The following is a 16,842-nucleotide window of genomic DNA, read 5'->3' as shown; positions in this document are numbered from 1 at the left end:
GACGCGGCCCGACTACGCCGCGCGCTGCCTCGTTCAGCCGATGGGGAGAAAGACAGGATGCGGCGCCTCGGTGGCGCTTTCGCTGTTTATCGAGTGCATCTGTCCGCTGGAATCTGTTTTGCGTCTGCTTGATGTGCCTGATGTGCCTGAGTTTGCCTGGATGTGCGTAGGTTTATTTCGGTCTGCTGATATCGTTTTATCACCGCCACGCAAAATTGTACGACGCAGTACAGACCGAAACGGCACTCGGCCGCGCTCGCGGAGCGCGGCCCGGCCTCCATCCACCGGGCGCGCCTTCGCACCATATCTCAAAATTAGCAACAATTGCCGTGGCATTCACCGCGCGAACGGTACGAATTGCCCATCATTTTCATGCAAATCGCATTTAGACCGGTTTTGGGCCTGAAAACGCCCAAAAACCTCAAAAACCGATCGGTTTTCGCCGGTTTCCGTAATCGAGGCGGATGTCCGCCGCCTCGATCTGGTCGCGTCCGGCGATCCGCGCCGCGCCGAAGCCGTTCAGGATCGCCCGGCGCATCGCGCGCGGCGACGCGGGCTTCAGCGCGTCGAGCGCCGCTTCGCCGAGCTGCTCGGGAAAGCGCAGTCCCCAGTTGTGCGCGCAACGGATTTCGTCATAGATCGCCTGCGCGATACGTCGTGCGCCCGCATGATCGGGTGGCGGAATTTCGTAGACGTTCATCCGGTTCAGGATCGGCTCGGGAATCGCGCGTTCGTCGTTGGCGGTCGCGATCCAGATCACGTTGCCCGCGTTGATCGGAATCTCGGCGAATTCGTCGATAAAGCTCTGCGCGGTGTCGTGCTCCAGCAGCGCGTACAGCGCGCCGAGCGGATCGTATTGCGAGTCGCCGGTGGCCTTGTCGATTTCATCGACGGCGATCACCGGATTCGCGTAGCTGCCGTTCACGAGCGCATCGAACACCTTGCCCGGCTTCGCGTTCTTCCACTGCGACGACGCGCCCGACAGAATCCAGCCCGCGGTCAGCGAACTCATCGCGACGTACTGATACGCGGTGCCGAGCAGCCGCGCCAACTGCTTCGCGAAATGGGTCTTGCCGATGCCGGGGTCGCCGAGCAGCAGGATCGGCATCAGTTCGAGCCGGTCCTCGGTTTCGAGGCACAGCGCGACCTGCTTGCGGACGTCGTCGAGCGGCGCGGAAAAATTCGGCAGCGCGTCGATCAGATCGTCGATCGACGGCATCCGGTTCGGCTTCACGCAGAAGCGCAAATTGCCGGTTTTCAGCATCTTTTCGTAAGTGGTGCGCAACGCCTCATTGGCGCCGTCACCGAGACCGTTCAGCGCGGTTTCGACCTGATCGAGGTCGTACACCCGGCTAAACGATGCCACCGCGATTTCCTGTTTGACCATTGCCGTCGTCATCGCTCACCCCGTCTGCTTGATGCTGCGTGATGCTGCTGCGGCGGCGCCTTGTGAGCGCCGGTTCGAGTCCAGTGTAGCGACGACATAAACAGGTGCAAGCCAGCAGTCGTGCGGCTCTGCTGCTAACAGCCGCTTATGTGGATTGGGCCCGCCACGTGCTGGGCACTGTCCGGCGTGCGCGGCGGTGCGCGCTTGTTTCCGCGATTGCTGTCCTTATCTGAAATGGAGTATTGCTGAACCGGTCCGGGCTCGAGATGTCAGAAAATCGTTTCGGCCATCGGGGGTAAGATGGCTCACTGTTTCGAATACCTGAAAAACGACACCAACCCGACCCAGACACGGTACCGGCCGATGTCGTGAGCGGAGATTCCCGATATGTGGAAAACCAGTATCGTGGCCATGCTGCTTGGCGCTTCGTTGCTCGCACACGCGCAACAACGACCAAGCCAGCAGGCCGTGCAATGGCAATTGCAGGTGCTGAAAGACGGTCAGCAGATCGACCTGTTCGAAGGCACCACCACCGTGGGCCAGGCGCGCACGGATACCCATCACCAGGTGATCCAGCACAACGTCGGCTGCAAGGATCAGCCGGCCGGCAGCATCGACCTGTCGCGCACGATCACGCTGTCGCCGCTGCGCGTGGATCCGCAGGGCGTGATGCTGTCGATCGACACCCAGGAAACGCTCGAAAGCGACAGCGCGCAGCGCACCGACATCGGCTGCAAGCTGCCGCCGCAGCCGCGTCAGGTGAATGCAAGCCATCCGGGCCTCGTGGTGCCGCCCGATCAATGGGCGAGCTGGACGATCGTCGCGAGCAATCCGAACCTCGTTTATCGCGTGCATGCGAACGTCGTGAACAACGGCGCGAACGGGAACGGCGCGGCGAGTGACGCCGGCGCGATGAACGGCAACGGCGGCAACGGCGGCAACGGCGGCGGCACTGCTGCCGGCACCTCCGGCAACCCGGCTAGCGGCACGACCATCGCCGCCCCGCCCGGCAAATCGAACTGACATGAACAGCGAACGTGAATCACGCGCCTGCGCGGCGCCCTCAACCAGAACACGTGGATAACGCGGTATGCGAAACCCAGAAGAATTGATCCGCGAAAGCTTCGCGCCGAACGACTTCGTCGCGGTGAGCTGGAACCTGCACAAGGGCCGCACGCCGCTCGGCTTCCAGGCCTGGCAGGCGATGCAGCGCTGGGTCCAGTCGACTCACGCGGACGCCTATTTCCTGCAGGAAGCGATGGCGCGGCGGATGCCGTCGCCGGTGATCGCCAGCAGCTTCGGTGCGCCGATGGACGATCCGTCGGCCGACGTCTGGCATTGTCAGGCGACCGAAATCGCGCGCGCGCTCGAACTCGAAGTCGCGCTCGGCCCGAACGTATTCAAGCCGTCGTGGCGGCACGGCAATGCGATCCTGTCGCCGCATCCGCTCGATCTCGGCGGCCGCTGGGATATCTCCGCGCACCGCTTCGAGAAGCGTGGGCTGCTGGTCGCGCGCGCGACCTTCGGCGGCCGGCTCGTCACGCTGCTGTGCGCGCATCTGGCGCTGACGCGGCCGGCGCGCATGCGGCAGATGAACTGGATCGCGCACTGGATCGCGAAGGAAGCGCCCGCCGGCCCGCTGGTGCTGGCCGGCGACTTCAACGACTGGCGCAATGACTCGGTGCCGCTGTTTCGCGAGCACGGACTGCAGGAAGTGGCAACGCTGCTCGGCGAGCCGGCGCGCACGTTTCCGGCGTTTTCGCCGGCGCTGTCGCTGGACAAGATGTTCGTGCGCGGGATGCAGCCGATCGAGTGGATCCAGCCGACGCAGGAGACTGCGTGGCTGTCGGATCATCTGCCTTATATGGCGCGGTTGCGGGTGGATTGAGATGCGAGCGGAGCGCGAAAAATCAGCTCGAAAGGCTTCGTAGCATCTTTTTAGTGAAATCGCGCAGCATTATTCTAGTGAAATGGTCTGCGCACGGCGCCTCCGCACGAAACTCGCTCACCCCTCCCGGCATGGCGTCCAAGTCAACGCCGCCTCGATTTCCTCCCCCGGCTGCAGCACGCAGCCGCCAACCTGTTCGCGCAGCCCCGCCTCCCCGACCGCGTTGAAGCAGTCGGTCGTATTCGTGACCGGCTCCACGCACAGCTGCGGATCGTTGGCCGGCGCGAACACCACCATGTGATCGAACGGCGCGTCCGCGCGCATCGTCAGGCTGCGGCGTTCGTCGGGCCATGCGATCGTCGCCTCGCGCGTCCAGTTCGCGAAGTTGTTGTCGAGATCGAACGCATCGGGCGACATGCCGGCGCGCAACGCGTCGACCGCCGGGTGCGGGCCGAGATGAGTCGGCAGCACCGCGGCATCGGCGTGCCACATCGCCTGTACGTCGGCGTGTACGCGGGTCGCTTCGGTGCGCGGGTAGTAAGGGTGATGGCCCATCCCGAACGGCATCGGCCGCTCGGCGAGGTTCTGCGCCCACATCGTGATCCGCAAGCCGCCGTCGCACAGTTCGATCCGCTGGCGCGCGCGATAGCGGAACGGCCAGTCGCCGCGTACCTGCGCATCGGGCTCGTGCTCGAAGTGCAGGTCGAGCGAATTTTCATTCTGCGCGCCGACCCGCCACGGCTGCCGCCACGCGTTGCCGTGCAGCGCGTGCGCGAAGCGCGGATCGTTGCCGGCCAGATCGATCGCCTGGCCGTCGAACTCGAAACGCGCGTCGCGAATCCGGTTGCAATACGGGAACAGCGGAAAGCTCGCCATTTGCAGCGGATCGCGCTGCGCGAACGCGTCCGCCGTGGCCGGCCGCAGCCAGTGCAACGGACCCGCGGGCGTGACTTCGTAGAAAGCCGCGAGCGCGCCGCCCACGTCGGGCGCGAGCACCGCGCGCAACGGCCCCGCCGACACCACGACGAGCCGCGCGACGATCGCCGGATCGTCGAGCCACGACAATTGCGAGCCGGCTTGCGCCACGGGGTGCGGCGCGTTCGGCGTGTGCGGCGTCTGCGGCCGCATCGGATGCAGGGAAACGTCGCGCATGATCAACAAACGAGAAACCGCGAGCGGATGGCGGCACCAACGTGCATTCGTGTCTCCTGTAACGTGCCGCGCACAGCACGCGGCCGGCGGACTGCCTCCAGCCCGCCCGAGCGAGAATCGCACGAGACCGCCCGCCCAGTCAATATTATTAGTAATAAATTTGTCGGAAGACCCGGTAACTCACCGTAAACCTGTTCCCAAATGGCGGGTTAGCGCGCGTTGCCGCACGCATATTATTAGTGGTACCGTCATCGGCATGATGCCCAGCGGCATTCCCATGCTTTAGCGCCGCCTCGCCGCGGCCCGCACAATGAAAAAATCGACTCAACGCCGTCCGACCATGACCGACATCGCCAAGCTCACCGGCGTGTCGCAATCCACCGTTTCGCTGGTGCTGAACAACGCGGCCGGCGCGAAATTTTCCGAAGCCACCCGCAACAAGGTGTTGAAGGCCGCGCACGACCTCGGCTACCGGCTGTCGCTGCGCGAGCCGGTGCCGGCCTCGAGCGACGAGCGCAATCTGATCGTCTATCTGGCCGACGAAATCTCGACCAGCCCGCACCCGGTCGTCAACGCCGACGGCGCGCGCGACGCCGCGTACGCGAACGGCAAGATGCTGGCGGTCTACTCGACGCACGGCAACGCCGACATCGAAAAACAGGTGCTCGACACGGTGCTGACCAATCCGCACGTGTTCGGCGTGATCTACGCGACCGTCTACACCCGCAAGGTCGCGCCGCCGGCCGCGCTGTCGCAGGTGCCGACCGTGCTGCTGAACTGCTACACCGGCGACAGCGCGTTTTCGTCGGTGGTGCCGGCCGAGGTGGCCGGCGGCCATCTGGCGACCGACTACCTGCTGCAGTCCGGCCATCGGCGGATCGGCTACATCAACGGCGAGCCTTGGCAGGACGCCGCGAAAGACCGCCTGAAGGGCTACCGCACCGCGCTCGCGACCGCCGACCTGCCGTACGCGGCGGAGCTGGTGCGCGACGGCGACTGGAGCTCGGGCCTCGGCTTCGAGCTGACGCTGTCGCTGATGCGCGAAGCGAATCCGCCGACCGCGATCTTCTGCGCGAACGACCTGACCGCGATCGGCGCGATCGAAGCGCTCAAACAGCTCGGCCTGCGGGTGCCCGAAGACGTGTCGGTGCTCGGCTACGACGACCAGGAAATCGCCCGCCACACCCATCCGCCGCTCTCCACCGTGGTGCTGCCGAACTACGAGCTCGGCCGCTGGGCGGTCGAGACGCTGCTGCAGGAAGAACACAACCGCCTCGCCGGCGCGCCGGTCCGGCATCGCACGGTCAAGCTCGACGGCCCGCTGGTCGAACGCGCGTCGGTCAGGGTAATTACCGAGGCGAAACAGCCGGCAATTAATAATATTAGTGATTGACCGATAATAATTCCGGGTGGAATAATCGGCACGTCGGGTCGGGAAGGACGACCGCTCGCGAGTAATAAGCTCGTTGGGTCGTCGCCGGCGCACAACGCGCCGGACTCCCCGCACGGCACACGGCAATCCGGCAGCACAAAAAGCAAATACACAACCCTCACCGGTTACTGGAGGAAGACATGGCGTCGCTCAACACGCAGTCGCGCGGTCTCGCGCGCAAGCAACAGATCCGTCCGCTGGCAGCTTCTCTGCTGGCTCTGGCAATCGGTTTCGGTGGCGCGCTCGCGCACGCCGACGACGCATTGCCGAAGTTGTCGACCAAGACCCCGCTGAAGGTCGGCTTCGCGCAAACCGAAAGCAACAACCCGTGGCGTCTCGCGGAAACCAAGAGCTTCAAGGACATCGCCGCGAAGTGCGGCTGGCAGGTCGTGATGACCGACGCCAATGGTTCGAACTCCAAACAGGTTTCCGACATTCAAAGCATGATCGCGCAGCACGTCGATCTGCTGGTGTTCCCGCCGCGCGAAGAAAAGCCGCTGGCGCCGATCGTGTTGCAGGCTAAAAAGGCCGGCATTCCGGTGATCCTCGTCGACCGCGACGTCGATCAGTCGGTCGCGAAGGCGGGCCGCGACTACATCACCTTCATCGGTTCGGACTTCATCGATCAGGGCCATCGCGCCGGTGACTGGCTCGTCAAGGCGACGGGCGGCAAGGCGAAGATCATCGAACTCGAAGGCACGACTGGCGCGTCGGCCGCGAACGACCGCAAGAAGGGCTTCGACGAAGTGATCGCGAAGAATCCGGGCATGACGATCATCGCGTCGCAAAGCGGCGACTTCGCGCGCGACAAGGGCCGTCAGGTGATGGAAACGCTGCTGCAGGCGCATCCGGACGTGACCGCGGTGTACGCGCACAACGACGAAATGGCGCTCGGCGCGATCGCCGCGATCAAGGCGGCCGGCAAGCAGCCGGGCAAAGACATCCAGATCGTCACGATCGACGGCACCAAGGGCGGCATGGACGCGATCGCCGCCGGCGAACTCGGCGCGAGCGTGCAGTCGAGCCCGTTCTTCGGCCCGCTCGCGTGCGATGTCGCGCAGCGCTACGCGAAGGGCGAAAAGATCCCGACGTGGGTCAAGGTGTCGGACCGCTTCTACGACAAGAGCAACGTGCAGCAGAGCATGCAGTACGGCTATTGAGCGCGAACCCGGGGCAGCGCGCCTGAACGCGGCGCTCGCTTCAGCGGCTTCCCCGGCGCCAGCTACAGCGTTGTAGCAGGAAGTCACCCGCCTTCCAATGAAGGTCTCCTCGTCGGGCGGGTGGCGGGAAGGGTTCGAAGCGACGCGCCCGTCACCCACGGACCGTCGCTTCGTTTTTATGCGGCGTAACATGGGTCGGCCCGCCCCGCAGGTCCCGCGCGCATGCGCCGCGGACCCGCGCCGGGCGCGCGGCGCCCTCCCCCACTCCGACGCACTCAACGCAAACCGACGTAACCCCGGCACCACCGGCAGCATCCGCATCAGGAGAACACCGTGACGGAATCCGGCACGCACACGCGTCACTCCCCTCTTACCCGTACCCCGCTGCTCGAGATGCAGGACATCGGCATCAGCTTCGGCGGCGTACCCGCGCTGCGCGGCGCCAATCTGAGCGTCGCCGCGGGCGAAGTCCACGCGCTGATCGGCCAGAACGGCGCCGGCAAATCGACGATGATCAAGATCCTGACCGGCGCCTATCGGCGCGGCTCGGGCAGCGTGCGCTTCGAAGGCCGCGAAGTCGATTTCCGCACCCCGAAGCAGGCGCGCGAGGCGGGCATCAGCACGATCTACCAGGAGATCAACCTGGTGCCGTTCCGCTCGGTCGCGGAAAACATTTTTCTGGGCCGCGAGCCGCGCCGCTTCGGTCTGATCGATTGGCGCACGGTGCAGCAGCGCGCTAGCGCGCTGCTCGAATCGTTCGGGCTGCAAATCGATGTGAAGAAACCGGTCGGCCGCTATTCGACCGCGATCCAGCAGATGGTCGCGCTCGCGCGGGCGGTGTCGTCGGACGCGAAGATGGTGATCATGGACGAGTCGACCTCGTCGCTCGACGAACGCGAAGTCGAGCTGCTGTTCACCGTCGTGCGCAAGCTGCGCGACGACGGCCGCGCGGTGATCTTCGTGTCGCACCGGCTCGACGAACTGTATGCGCTGTGCGATCGCGTGACCGTGATGCGCGACGGCCAGACGGTCGCGCAAAGCACGATGGCCGAGATGGACAAGCTGCAACTCGTCACCACGATGCTCGGCCGCTCGCTCGCCGCGGTGGTGCAGGAAGACACCGCGTCGCGCGAAGCGAATCTCGCCAAGCGCGGCAAGCAGGTGATCGGCGCGAGCCAGCTCGGCGCGCCGCCGAAGGTCAACGGGGTATCGCTCGATGTGCACGCGGGCGAAGCGGTCGGCCTCGCCGGCCTGCTCGGCTCGGGCCGCACCGAAACGATGCGGCTGATGTTCGGCGCCGATCCTCTTGCTCAAGGCTCGCTCTCGATCGGCGGCGAGGCGGTCGCGCTGAAGTCGCCGCAGGATGCGATCGCGCGCGGTCTCGCGTATCTGACCGAGGACCGCAAGGGCGAAGGGATCGTGCCGGAGCTGTCGGTGCGCGACAACCTCACGCTGGTCTGTCTGCGCACGCTCGCGAAAAACGGCGTGGTGGACGTGAAGAAGCAGCAGGCGATCGTCGATCGTTTCATCGCATCGCTTGGCATCAAGCTGCGCTCCGCCGATCAACCGATCCGCGAACTGTCCGGCGGCAATCAGCAGAAAGTACTGCTCGCGCGCTGGCTGGCGGCCGAGCCGTCGCTGCTGCTGCTCGACGAGCCGACTCGCGGGATCGACGTCGGCGCGAAGGCGGACGTCGCGAAGATCGTGCGCGAGTTGCGCGACGCGGGACTCGCGGTGCTGCTGTCGGCGTCCGAGCTGGAGGAACTGACCGCGGTCGCGGACCGCGCGGTGGTGATCCGCGACGGCCGCACGGTCGCCGAACTGAACGGCGCCGAGATGAGCGAGACCGCGATCATGGATGCGATCGCGTACGGCAGCGAGGGCCACTCGGCGCTCGCCGACGCCGCGCAATCGGCACATATCGAAGACGCGTTGGGAGGCGACCGTCATGGCGCTTAAGCTTCATTCAAATTCGCTGCCGGCCGACGCGCCGGGCGCCGCCGCATCGCGCGGCGACGCTGCGCCGTCGCAAGCGGCGGCCACTCCGCGCACGCGCGCCTCGAGCACCGTGCAGAAATTGCGCCATCTGGCGATGCAGCGCGAAGTGATCGTGCTGCTCGCGATGGTGCTGTTCAACCTGATCTTCACGCCGCATTTCTGGTCGCTGCAGACCTTCAACGTGAACATGACGCAGGTCGTGACGATCGTGATCGTCGGCATCGGCATGACGCTGGTGGTCGCGACCGGCGGGATCGATCTGTCGGTCGGCGCATCGATGGCGATTTCGGGCGCGCTCGCGCCGATGCTGTTCCTGAATATTGCGGGACCGCTCGGCATCGGGCTCGCGTTCGTGCTGCCGGTGCTCGCAGCGGCCGTGTGCGGCGTGTTCAACGGTCTGCTCGTCACACGTTTAGCGGTGCAGCCGATCGTCGCGACGCTGGTGCTGTTCATCGCCGGCCGCGGGATCGCCCAGGTCGTCACCGACGGCAGTCTGCAGGCGTTCAACACCCCGGCGTTCCAGTGGATCGCGCTAGGCAAGGTCGCCGGCGTGCCGTTCCAGGTGCTGCTGATGCTCGCGCTGGTCGGCCTGTTCGCGTGGGTCGTGCGCAAGACGCTGTTCGGCCAGTATCTGCTGATCACCGGCGGCAACGAGAAGGCCGCGTATCTGTGCGGGGTGCCGACCGCGACCATCAAGCTGATCGCCTACACGCTGTGCGCGGCGCTTGCCGGGCTCGCGGGGCTGATCTCGATCTCGGTGAATTCGTCGTCGGATGCGAACGTGGTCGGGCTCGGCGTCGAGCTCGACGCGATCGCCGCGGTTGCGGTGGGCGGCACCGCGCTGACCGGCGGCAAGGCATATATCGGCGGCACGCTGATCGGCGCGCTGATCATCCAGTTGCTGCGCTACACGCTGCTCGCGCACGGCATCCCCGATGCGGCCGCGCTGGTCGTGAAGGCCGGCATCATCGTCGCGGCCGTTTATGTGCAGCGGCGCTCGCGCTGATCCGCGCACGCCATCTCAGGACTCGATGCGATGAAAAAGAATCTTCCTATCCTGCTCGCGCTCGCGGCGCTGGTCGTGCTCGGCCTCGTGCGCTACGAGCACTTCGGCTCGGCGTACAACATCACGTCGTTCTGGCGCTACAACTCGATGTTCGCGCTGATCTCGATCGGCATGGCCTTCGTGATCATCACCGGCGGGATCGATCTGTCGGTCGGCACGGTCGCGGCGCTCGCCAGCGTGGTGGCCGCGCTGACCAGCGTGTACGGCGGCTGGGTCGCGGTGCTGGCCGGCTGCGCGGCCGGGCTCGCGGTCGGCGTGCTGAACGGGGTGATCATCACCCGGCTCAAGATCCTGCCGTTCATCGTCACGCTCGCGACCAGTCTCGGCGCGCACGGCGTCGCGCTGCTGCTCGGCAGGAACGATGCGGTGTCGATCGCCGCCGAATCGAATTTCGGCGACTTCGGCCAGGGCGATCTGTTCGGGCTGCCGATTCCGGGTCTGGTCGCGCTGGTCGCGGCGGTGGCCGGCTGGCTCGCGCTGCGCAGCACGCGTTTTGGCCGGCATTCGCTGGCGATCGGCGGCAGCGAGGAAGCAGCGCGGCTGATGGGCCTGAACGTCGACCGCACGCTGGTGATGGCGTATGCGGTCAGCGGGCTGCTGGCCGGGATGGCCGGCGTGATCCTCGCCGCGCAGTTCGGCGCCGGGCAGCCGAACGAAGGGGTCGGCTGGGAGCTGTTCGCGATCTCGGCGGTCGTGCTCGGCGGCACACTGCTGACGGGCGGCGAAGGCTCGGTCGCGATGACGATCGCCGGCGTGCTGCTGCTCGGGCTCGTGTTCAATCTGCTGAACTTCGAAAACGGGCTGGGGTTCATCAGCCTGTCGGCGTACTGGCAGTCGGTGATTCGCGGCGTGTTCCTGCTGCTGGTGATCGTGCTGCAGGCGCGGGTGCTGAAGCAGCGCGGGGCGAAGCGGGCGGCGGCTTAGGGCGGCTTAGGGCGGCTTGGGGCGGCTTGGGGACGACTTAAGGCGGATCGGGCGCTTCGGGGGCCGTTGCGCCCCCGTTTGCCAGTTTTCTCAGCAGGGTCAATGCTGCAGCGCACGCTACCTTTAGGTATCATCCTGAAAATTGTCGTCCGCGCGCCGCGCTGCTTATCGCGCCTGCCGGGCAGCCAATGGCAGCCGCCCCGCGCGGCGTTCGCCGAATCGCCGTACCCCGCTGAAGCACGGCCGCATTCACGCCGACGTACTTGCGGCGCCAAGCCACCGGCGCCCACGCTTTGCTGGTCCGGCAACCCGCTTTACCTCGCTCGACCGTCGCGCCGAGGCCCCGTCCGCCGGGCACGGTAAAATGGCGGATTGCGCGTGACTCCCGCCCGCGGGGGGCACGCAAACGCGCCCAGAAGCGCGCAGCATCGCCCATTGCCGTGCCGGCCGGCTCCAACGACTGGCCGCCTTTGTTTTCGCACTATCCAAGAAGCCATGAGCAACCTGAATTCACAAACCGTCCTGAGCGTCCATCACTGGACCGATACGCTTTTCAGCTTCACCTGCACGCGCGACCCGGGGTTCCGCTTCGAAAACGGCCAGTTCACGATGGTCGGCCTGCAGGTCGACGGCAAGCCGCTGATCCGCGCCTATAGCCTCGCGAGTGCGAACTACGAAGAACATCTCGAATTCCTCAGCATCAAGGTGCAGGACGGTCCGCTCACGTCGCGTCTGCAACACCTGAAGGTCGGCGACGAAGTGCTGATCGGCAAGAAGCCGGTCGGTACGCTGGTTGCCGACAACCTGCTGCCGGGCAAGACGCTGTGGCTGCTGTCCACCGGCACGGGCCTCGCGCCGTTCATGTCGATCATCAAGGATCCGGACATTTACGACCGCTACGAACGCGTGGTGTTGACCCACACCTGCCGTTTCGTCGACGAACTCGCGTACAAGGAATACATCACCGACCACCTGCCGGCGCACGAGCACCTCGGCGAACTGGTGCAGGAAAAGCTGCTGTACTACCCGACCGTCACGCGCGAAGCGTTCCAGAACCGCGGCCGCATCACCGAGCTGATCGAAACCGAAAAGCTGTTCGCCGACCTCGGCGTGCCGGGCTTCTCGCTCGAGAACGACCGCATCATGCTGTGCGGCAGCCCGCACATGCTGCGCGACACGCGCAAGCTGCTCGACGACATGGGCTTCAAGGAAGGCAGCAACAACGACCCGGGTCACTACGTGGTCGAAAAGGCCTTCGTCGGCTGAGCGACACACCCGTTTTCGCGGCCCGCGCGCCGCGAATCGCAGAAAGGAGCCTACGGGCTCCTTTTTTGTTGCCGGTTACAAATTGCCCTCGTCCGCTTGACATTCGGTGTCGGCATTTTTCTGACACGTCGGTCATGCAAAATACATCAAGCGATTTCTAATAAACCGTCGCTAAGCCTTGGTGTGACTGCACTTTTCTTTTTTTTTGAGATATCATCGCGCCGCAAGTTAGGACGAATTCGATGCCTCTCGTGGTCCGCCCGACTTGTTACTGAATGTAAATTTCGTTACCTTGAACCGTAGCAATTATCCGTCGCGCCGCGCCCGCGACGATCAGCTCGGAAAGGTTCGAAATTCGTGTTTTGCCATCCCGCCCGCTTTCGTCATCCACCCCGTTTCCTGAGAGGAATCTCCATGGATACGTCGACTGCCGTCCCATTCGACGCGCTGCTGGCCTCGCCGGCGCCGCGTGATGGCTTCGACGCCCCGTTGCGCGCCGCGCAGCGCGAGTTGGAACAATTGCGTGCGCGCGTGCGCGAGTTGTCGGCCGAACTGGTCGATGCGCAGGAGAGCGTGCGCCGCCACATCGCGCGCGAGTTGCACGACGGCGTCGGCGCCGAGCTGACCGCGACGCGCTTCGCGCTCGCCGGCGTCGAAACCTGGCTGGCGGCCGACGCGCCGCCGCAATGCACGACCGCGCTCGCGCTCGCCAATCGGTCGCTCGATGCGGTCTGCGCGGCCAATCGCGGGGCCGTCGCGCAGCTGCACGCGCCGTCGTTCGAGCTGGGCGTCGGTGTGGCGTTGCGGCAGTGGATCGATGAATTCGCCGGCCACACCGGCTTGCTCACGTCGTTCAGCTGCGCCGACGACGCGCGGCTCGCGCGCCTGTCCGGCGACGCGGCGCTCGCGGTGTTCCGGGTCGCGCAGGAAGCGCTGAACAACGTCGCGAAGCATGCGCGGGCGAACAACGTCGAGGTGCGGATCGAAGCCGGCGCGCGCCATCTGAAGCTGTCCGTTAGCGATGACGGAATCGGCATGTCACGCGGCGCGCAGAAAAAACAGGGCGGCCGGGCCGGCGGTCATTTCGGCCTCACCGGCATGCAGGCGCGCTGCGCCGCATTCGACGGCACGCTGCGCGTAAGCGCGCGACGCGCCAGCCGCGCACCCGATGCGCCCGATGCGCCCCAGCGCGGCACGCTGCTCCAGGCCCGCTTCGCGTGGGACGCGCTGCTCGCCCCCCTTCCCGCGCCGCGCGCCGCCCGGCGCGCGCTGCAAGCGTGAGCCGGCGATCATGAGCCTGCGCATCCTGATCGTCGAAGATCACGCGGTGGTCCGCCAGGGCGTGCGCCAGCTGCTGCTCGATCGCGGCATCGCGCGCGAGGTGGCCGAGGCGCAAAACGGCGGCGAAGCGCTCGAATCGGTCAGCCAGCAAAACTTCGACGTCGTGCTGCTCGACATTTCGCTGCCCGACATGAACGGCGTCGAGGTGCTGAAGCGCCTGAAACGCAAGGCGCCGCGCGTCGCGGTGCTGATGTTCTCGATGTACCGCGAGGACCAGTACGCGGTGCGCGCGCTGAAGGCCGGCGCGTCCGGCTATCTGTCGAAGACCGTCGACGCCGCGCAGATGATCCGCGCGATCCAGCAGGTCGCCGCCGGCCGCAAATACGTGAGCCCGGCGATGGCCGAGGCGCTCGCCGACTACGTGTCGTTCGACGGCGAGCAGCTGCCGCACGAAAAGCTCTCCGACCGCGAATACCAGACGCTGTGCATGCTCGCGTCGGGCAAGCGGCTGACCGACATCGCGGCGACGCTGTCGCTGTCGGTAAAGACGGTCAGCGTGTATCGCACCCGGCTGCTGGAGAAGATGAAGCTGCGCAACAACGCGGAGCTGACGTTCTACGTGATGAGCAATCGCCTCGTCGATCTGAATCCGGCGATGGCCGGCTGAGCACGCCGCTTCGGCTGTGCCGCGTGGCGCAGGCGGCCCGGCCGAAGCAGCCGCATCGCGCCACCCCGGCTGCGGCAACGCGCCGCCGAACGGCCGGCGTGGCGCGCGCGCCACGCGAGCGATTCCCTCCCCGTTAATCGCTTATCTCGGTAATCTTTATCGCCAGCTGCGGCCCGGAACCGCAAGGCCACCCCGAACGCCCGTCCTGGCGGGAGTTTCCGCCCGTCGTCGGCCCCCCGAAATCGCGTTAAACGGGCAGCCCGATCGCACGTATCCGCTAGAATTGCGGGTTTTCCCGACATTCGGCGCGCAACACGCGTGCACTACTGGAGACCCACGCCAATGTCCCTGTTTCGTAAAAAGAGCGTCGAGCATCTGCTCGCGACCAGCGCTCAGACCGTCGGCCTGAAAAAGGCTCTCGGCGGGCTGGACCTCACGTTCCTCGGCGTCGGCGCCATCATCGGCACCGGCATCTTCGTGCTGACCGGCACCGGCGCGGTCCAGGCCGGCCCCGCGCTGATGATCTCGTTCGTGATCGCGGCGATCGCCTGCGGCTTCGCCGCGCTCGCGTACGCGGAATTCGCATCGACGATCCCGGTCGCCGGTTCGATCTACACGTACTCGTATGCGACGCTCGGCGAACTGGCCGCGTGGATCATCGGCTGGGATCTGATGCTCGAATACGGGCTCGCCACCTCGGCGGTGTCGGTCGGCTGGTCCGGTTATCTGCAGTCGCTGCTGTCGGGCTTCGGCGTGTCGCTGCCGGTTGCGCTGTCCGCGGCGCCCGGCGCGATCCCCGGCGTGCATACGCTGTTCAACCTGCCCGCGTTCCTCGTGATGATGGCGATCACCACGCTGCTGTCGGTCGGCATCCGCGAATCGGCGAAGATCAACAACATCATGGTCGCGATCAAGGTCACCGTGGTGCTGCTGGTGATCGTGGTCGGCGTGTTCCACGTGACCCCGGCCAACTGGCATCCGTTCATGCCGAACGGCTGGAGCGGCGTGTTCGGCGCGGCCGCGGTGATGTTCTTCGCGTTCATCGGCTTCGACGCGGTGTCGTCGGCGGCCGAGGAAGTGAAGAATCCGAAGCGCGATCTGCCGGTCGGCATCATCGCGTCGCTCGGCGTGTGCGCGGTGCTGTACGTCGCGGTCGCGGCGGTCGTCACCGGCATCGTGCCGTCGAGCAAGTTCGTCGGCATCTCGCACCCGGTGTCGTACGCGCTGCAACTGGCCGGGCAGAACTGGGTCGCCGGCTTCATCGATCTGGGCGCGGTGCTCGGCATGCTGACCGTGATTCTGGTGATGGCCTACGGCCAGACCCGCGTGATCTTCGCGATGTCGCGCGACGGCCTGCTGCCGGCGAAGCTGTCGAAGGTGCATCCGCGCTTCTCGACGCCGTTCTTCACGACCTGGCTGGTCGGCATTTTCTTCGGCCTGATCGGCGCGCTGGTGCCGCTCAATGTGCTGGCCGAGCTGATCAACATCGGCACGCTGGCCGCGTTCTCGATGGTGTCGATCGCGGTGCTGGTGCTGCGCAAGACCCACCCGGACCTGCCGCGCGCGTTCCGTTGCCCGGGCGTGCCGGTCGTGCCGGTGCTCGCGGTCGCGTCGTGCCTGTTCCTGATGCTCAATCTGCAAGGCATTACCTGGACCGCGTTCGGGATCTGGCTCGCGATCGGCATGCTGGTTTATTTCGGTTATTCGCGCCGCCATTCGAAGCTGGCGAAGTGAGTTTGCCGGTTCGGGCCGGCGGCCTGAACCCGGTTTTCCGCTGATCTTTCGATACGCCCCGTCATGCGCCGCATGACGGGGCGTTGTTCTTTCTGCTCGCCGCCTGGTGCGCTCGCGCGCACCGACACACTTCCCCTCATAGCGCGCTCGCGCAATTTGTGATTTACTTTTCGGCAGCCTTATAAAACCCGTAGCACCCTCATCGGACCTTGCGAAAGAAGTCAGCAGGCAGTCGAAGGAAAGCAGGGGCAATAAAAATCACAGGTCCGGTCTTACCCACAGCGATACACGCATGGGACCGCAGCGAGCGTTGATGCGCCGACTGCGGTCGACAACGGAGACACCTTCATGGCGATCAGCATCAGTCTGACGGTCAACGGCGCACCCGTGAGCGCCTCGATCGATCCCGGCACCCTTCTAGTCCAGTTCCTGCGCGACCAGCTGCGCCTGACCGGCACGCACATCGGCTGCGATACCGCGCAATGCGGCGCCTGCACCGTGCATCTGAACGGCCGCGCGATCAAATCCTGCAACATCCTCGCCGCCCAGGCGGACGGCGCCGAAGTCACCACGATCGAAGGGCTCGCCAACAACGGCGCGCTGCATCCGATGCAGGCCGCGTTCAAGCACTGCCACGGTCTGCAATGCGGCTTCTGCACGCCGGGGATGGTGATGAGCGCGGTATCGCTGGTCGAGCGTCAGCCCGACCTCACCGGCGACGACGTGCGCGCGCAGCTCGACGGCAATCTGTGCCGCTGTACCGGCTATCACAACATCGTCAAGGCCGTGCTCGAAGGCGCCGAAGGAATGAAGGGCGCAGCGTCGGGCGCAAATGCGGGCAGCCCCGCCAATGCCGGCGCGGCCAACGCGCCCGCCGCCTGAGGAGC

14 protein-coding genes are annotated in these 16,842 nt (G+C 65.7%); 12 read left to right on the top strand and 2 right to left on the bottom strand.

What is annotated here, in order from left to right; genetic code table 11:
• Positions 1–421 precede the first annotated feature (421 nt).
• On the bottom strand, positions 422–1,399 hold the full coding sequence (locus BTH42_RS01120) for an AAA family ATPase (RefSeq protein ID WP_075294884.1): 978 nt from the start codon (positions 1,397–1,399) through the stop codon (positions 422–424).
• Positions 1,400–1,774: 375 nt separating this feature from the next.
• Here BTH42_RS01120 and BTH42_RS01115 point away from each other — a divergent pair, with 375 nt between their 5' ends.
• Both BTH42_RS01115 and BTH42_RS01110 read left to right on the top strand, forming a co-directional pair.
• The gene (locus BTH42_RS01115; protein ID WP_075294883.1) at positions 1,775–2,410 is read left to right on the top strand and encodes a hypothetical protein; all 636 of its coding nucleotides are present in this window, start codon (positions 1,775–1,777) and stop codon (positions 2,408–2,410) included.
• A gap of 67 nt (positions 2,411–2,477) precedes the next feature.
• The gene (locus BTH42_RS01110) at positions 2,478–3,275 is read left to right on the top strand and encodes an endonuclease/exonuclease/phosphatase family protein (protein ID WP_075294882.1); all 798 of its coding nucleotides are present in this window, start codon (positions 2,478–2,480) and stop codon (positions 3,273–3,275) included.
• Between the two features lie 117 nt (positions 3,276–3,392).
• Here the strand turns inward: BTH42_RS01110 and BTH42_RS01105 are convergent, their stop codons facing one another.
• A complete protein-coding gene (locus BTH42_RS01105) occupies positions 3,393–4,427 on the bottom strand; it encodes an aldose 1-epimerase (RefSeq protein ID WP_083654639.1) in 1,035 nt (344 codons plus the stop codon).
• 340 nt (positions 4,428–4,767) lie between these two features.
• On the opposite strand from BTH42_RS01105, the gene BTH42_RS01100 reads away from it, so the two are divergent.
• The 10 genes from BTH42_RS01100 (at position 4,768) to BTH42_RS01055 (ending at position 16,837) form a co-directional block, all read left to right on the top strand.
• The gene (locus BTH42_RS01100) at positions 4,768–5,820 is read left to right on the top strand and encodes a LacI family DNA-binding transcriptional regulator (protein ID WP_075294881.1); all 1,053 of its coding nucleotides are present in this window, start codon (positions 4,768–4,770) and stop codon (positions 5,818–5,820) included.
• Between the two features lie 179 nt (positions 5,821–5,999).
• Positions 6,000–7,019: an ABC transporter substrate-binding protein gene (locus BTH42_RS01095; RefSeq protein WP_075294880.1), complete on the top strand. Its 1,020-nt coding sequence runs from the start codon at positions 6,000–6,002 to the stop codon at positions 7,017–7,019.
• Positions 7,020–7,412: 393 nt separating this feature from the next.
• On the top strand, positions 7,413–8,978 hold the full coding sequence (locus BTH42_RS01090; protein ID WP_256701688.1) for a sugar ABC transporter ATP-binding protein: 1,566 nt from the start codon (positions 7,413–7,415) through the stop codon (positions 8,976–8,978).
• Positions 8,979–9,111: 133 nt separating this feature from the next.
• Positions 9,112–10,023, top strand: coding sequence for an ABC transporter permease (locus BTH42_RS01085; protein WP_256701687.1), 912 nt, complete (start codon positions 9,112–9,114; stop codon positions 10,021–10,023).
• A gap of 30 nt (positions 10,024–10,053) precedes the next feature.
• Positions 10,054–11,007, top strand: coding sequence for an ABC transporter permease (locus BTH42_RS01080; protein ID WP_075294877.1), 954 nt, complete (start codon positions 10,054–10,056; stop codon positions 11,005–11,007).
• 495 nt (positions 11,008–11,502) lie between these two features.
• Positions 11,503–12,273: a ferredoxin--NADP reductase gene (locus BTH42_RS01075; protein WP_075294876.1), complete on the top strand. Its 771-nt coding sequence runs from the start codon at positions 11,503–11,505 to the stop codon at positions 12,271–12,273.
• Between the two features lie 414 nt (positions 12,274–12,687).
• Positions 12,688–13,554, top strand: a complete 867-nt coding sequence (locus tag BTH42_RS01070; protein WP_075294875.1) for a sensor histidine kinase — start codon at positions 12,688–12,690, stop codon at positions 13,552–13,554.
• A 10-nt stretch (positions 13,555–13,564) separates the two neighbouring features.
• The gene (gene rqpR / locus BTH42_RS01065) at positions 13,565–14,221 is read left to right on the top strand and encodes a response regulator transcription factor RqpR (protein ID WP_075294874.1); all 657 of its coding nucleotides are present in this window, start codon (positions 13,565–13,567) and stop codon (positions 14,219–14,221) included.
• A gap of 342 nt (positions 14,222–14,563) precedes the next feature.
• Positions 14,564–15,955, top strand: coding sequence for an amino acid permease (locus tag BTH42_RS01060; protein ID WP_075294873.1), 1,392 nt, complete (start codon positions 14,564–14,566; stop codon positions 15,953–15,955).
• A gap of 348 nt (positions 15,956–16,303) precedes the next feature.
• Positions 16,304–16,837: a (2Fe-2S)-binding protein gene (locus tag BTH42_RS01055; protein WP_075294872.1), complete on the top strand. Its 534-nt coding sequence runs from the start codon at positions 16,304–16,306 to the stop codon at positions 16,835–16,837.
• The last annotated feature ends 5 nt before the right edge of the window (positions 16,838–16,842 follow it).

Source organism: Burkholderia sp. SRS-W-2-2016 (genome assembly GCF_001931485.1).
Taxonomy (GTDB): domain Bacteria; phylum Pseudomonadota; class Gammaproteobacteria; order Burkholderiales; family Burkholderiaceae; genus Paraburkholderia.
This window is presented reverse-complemented; position numbering and strand designations above follow the sequence as displayed.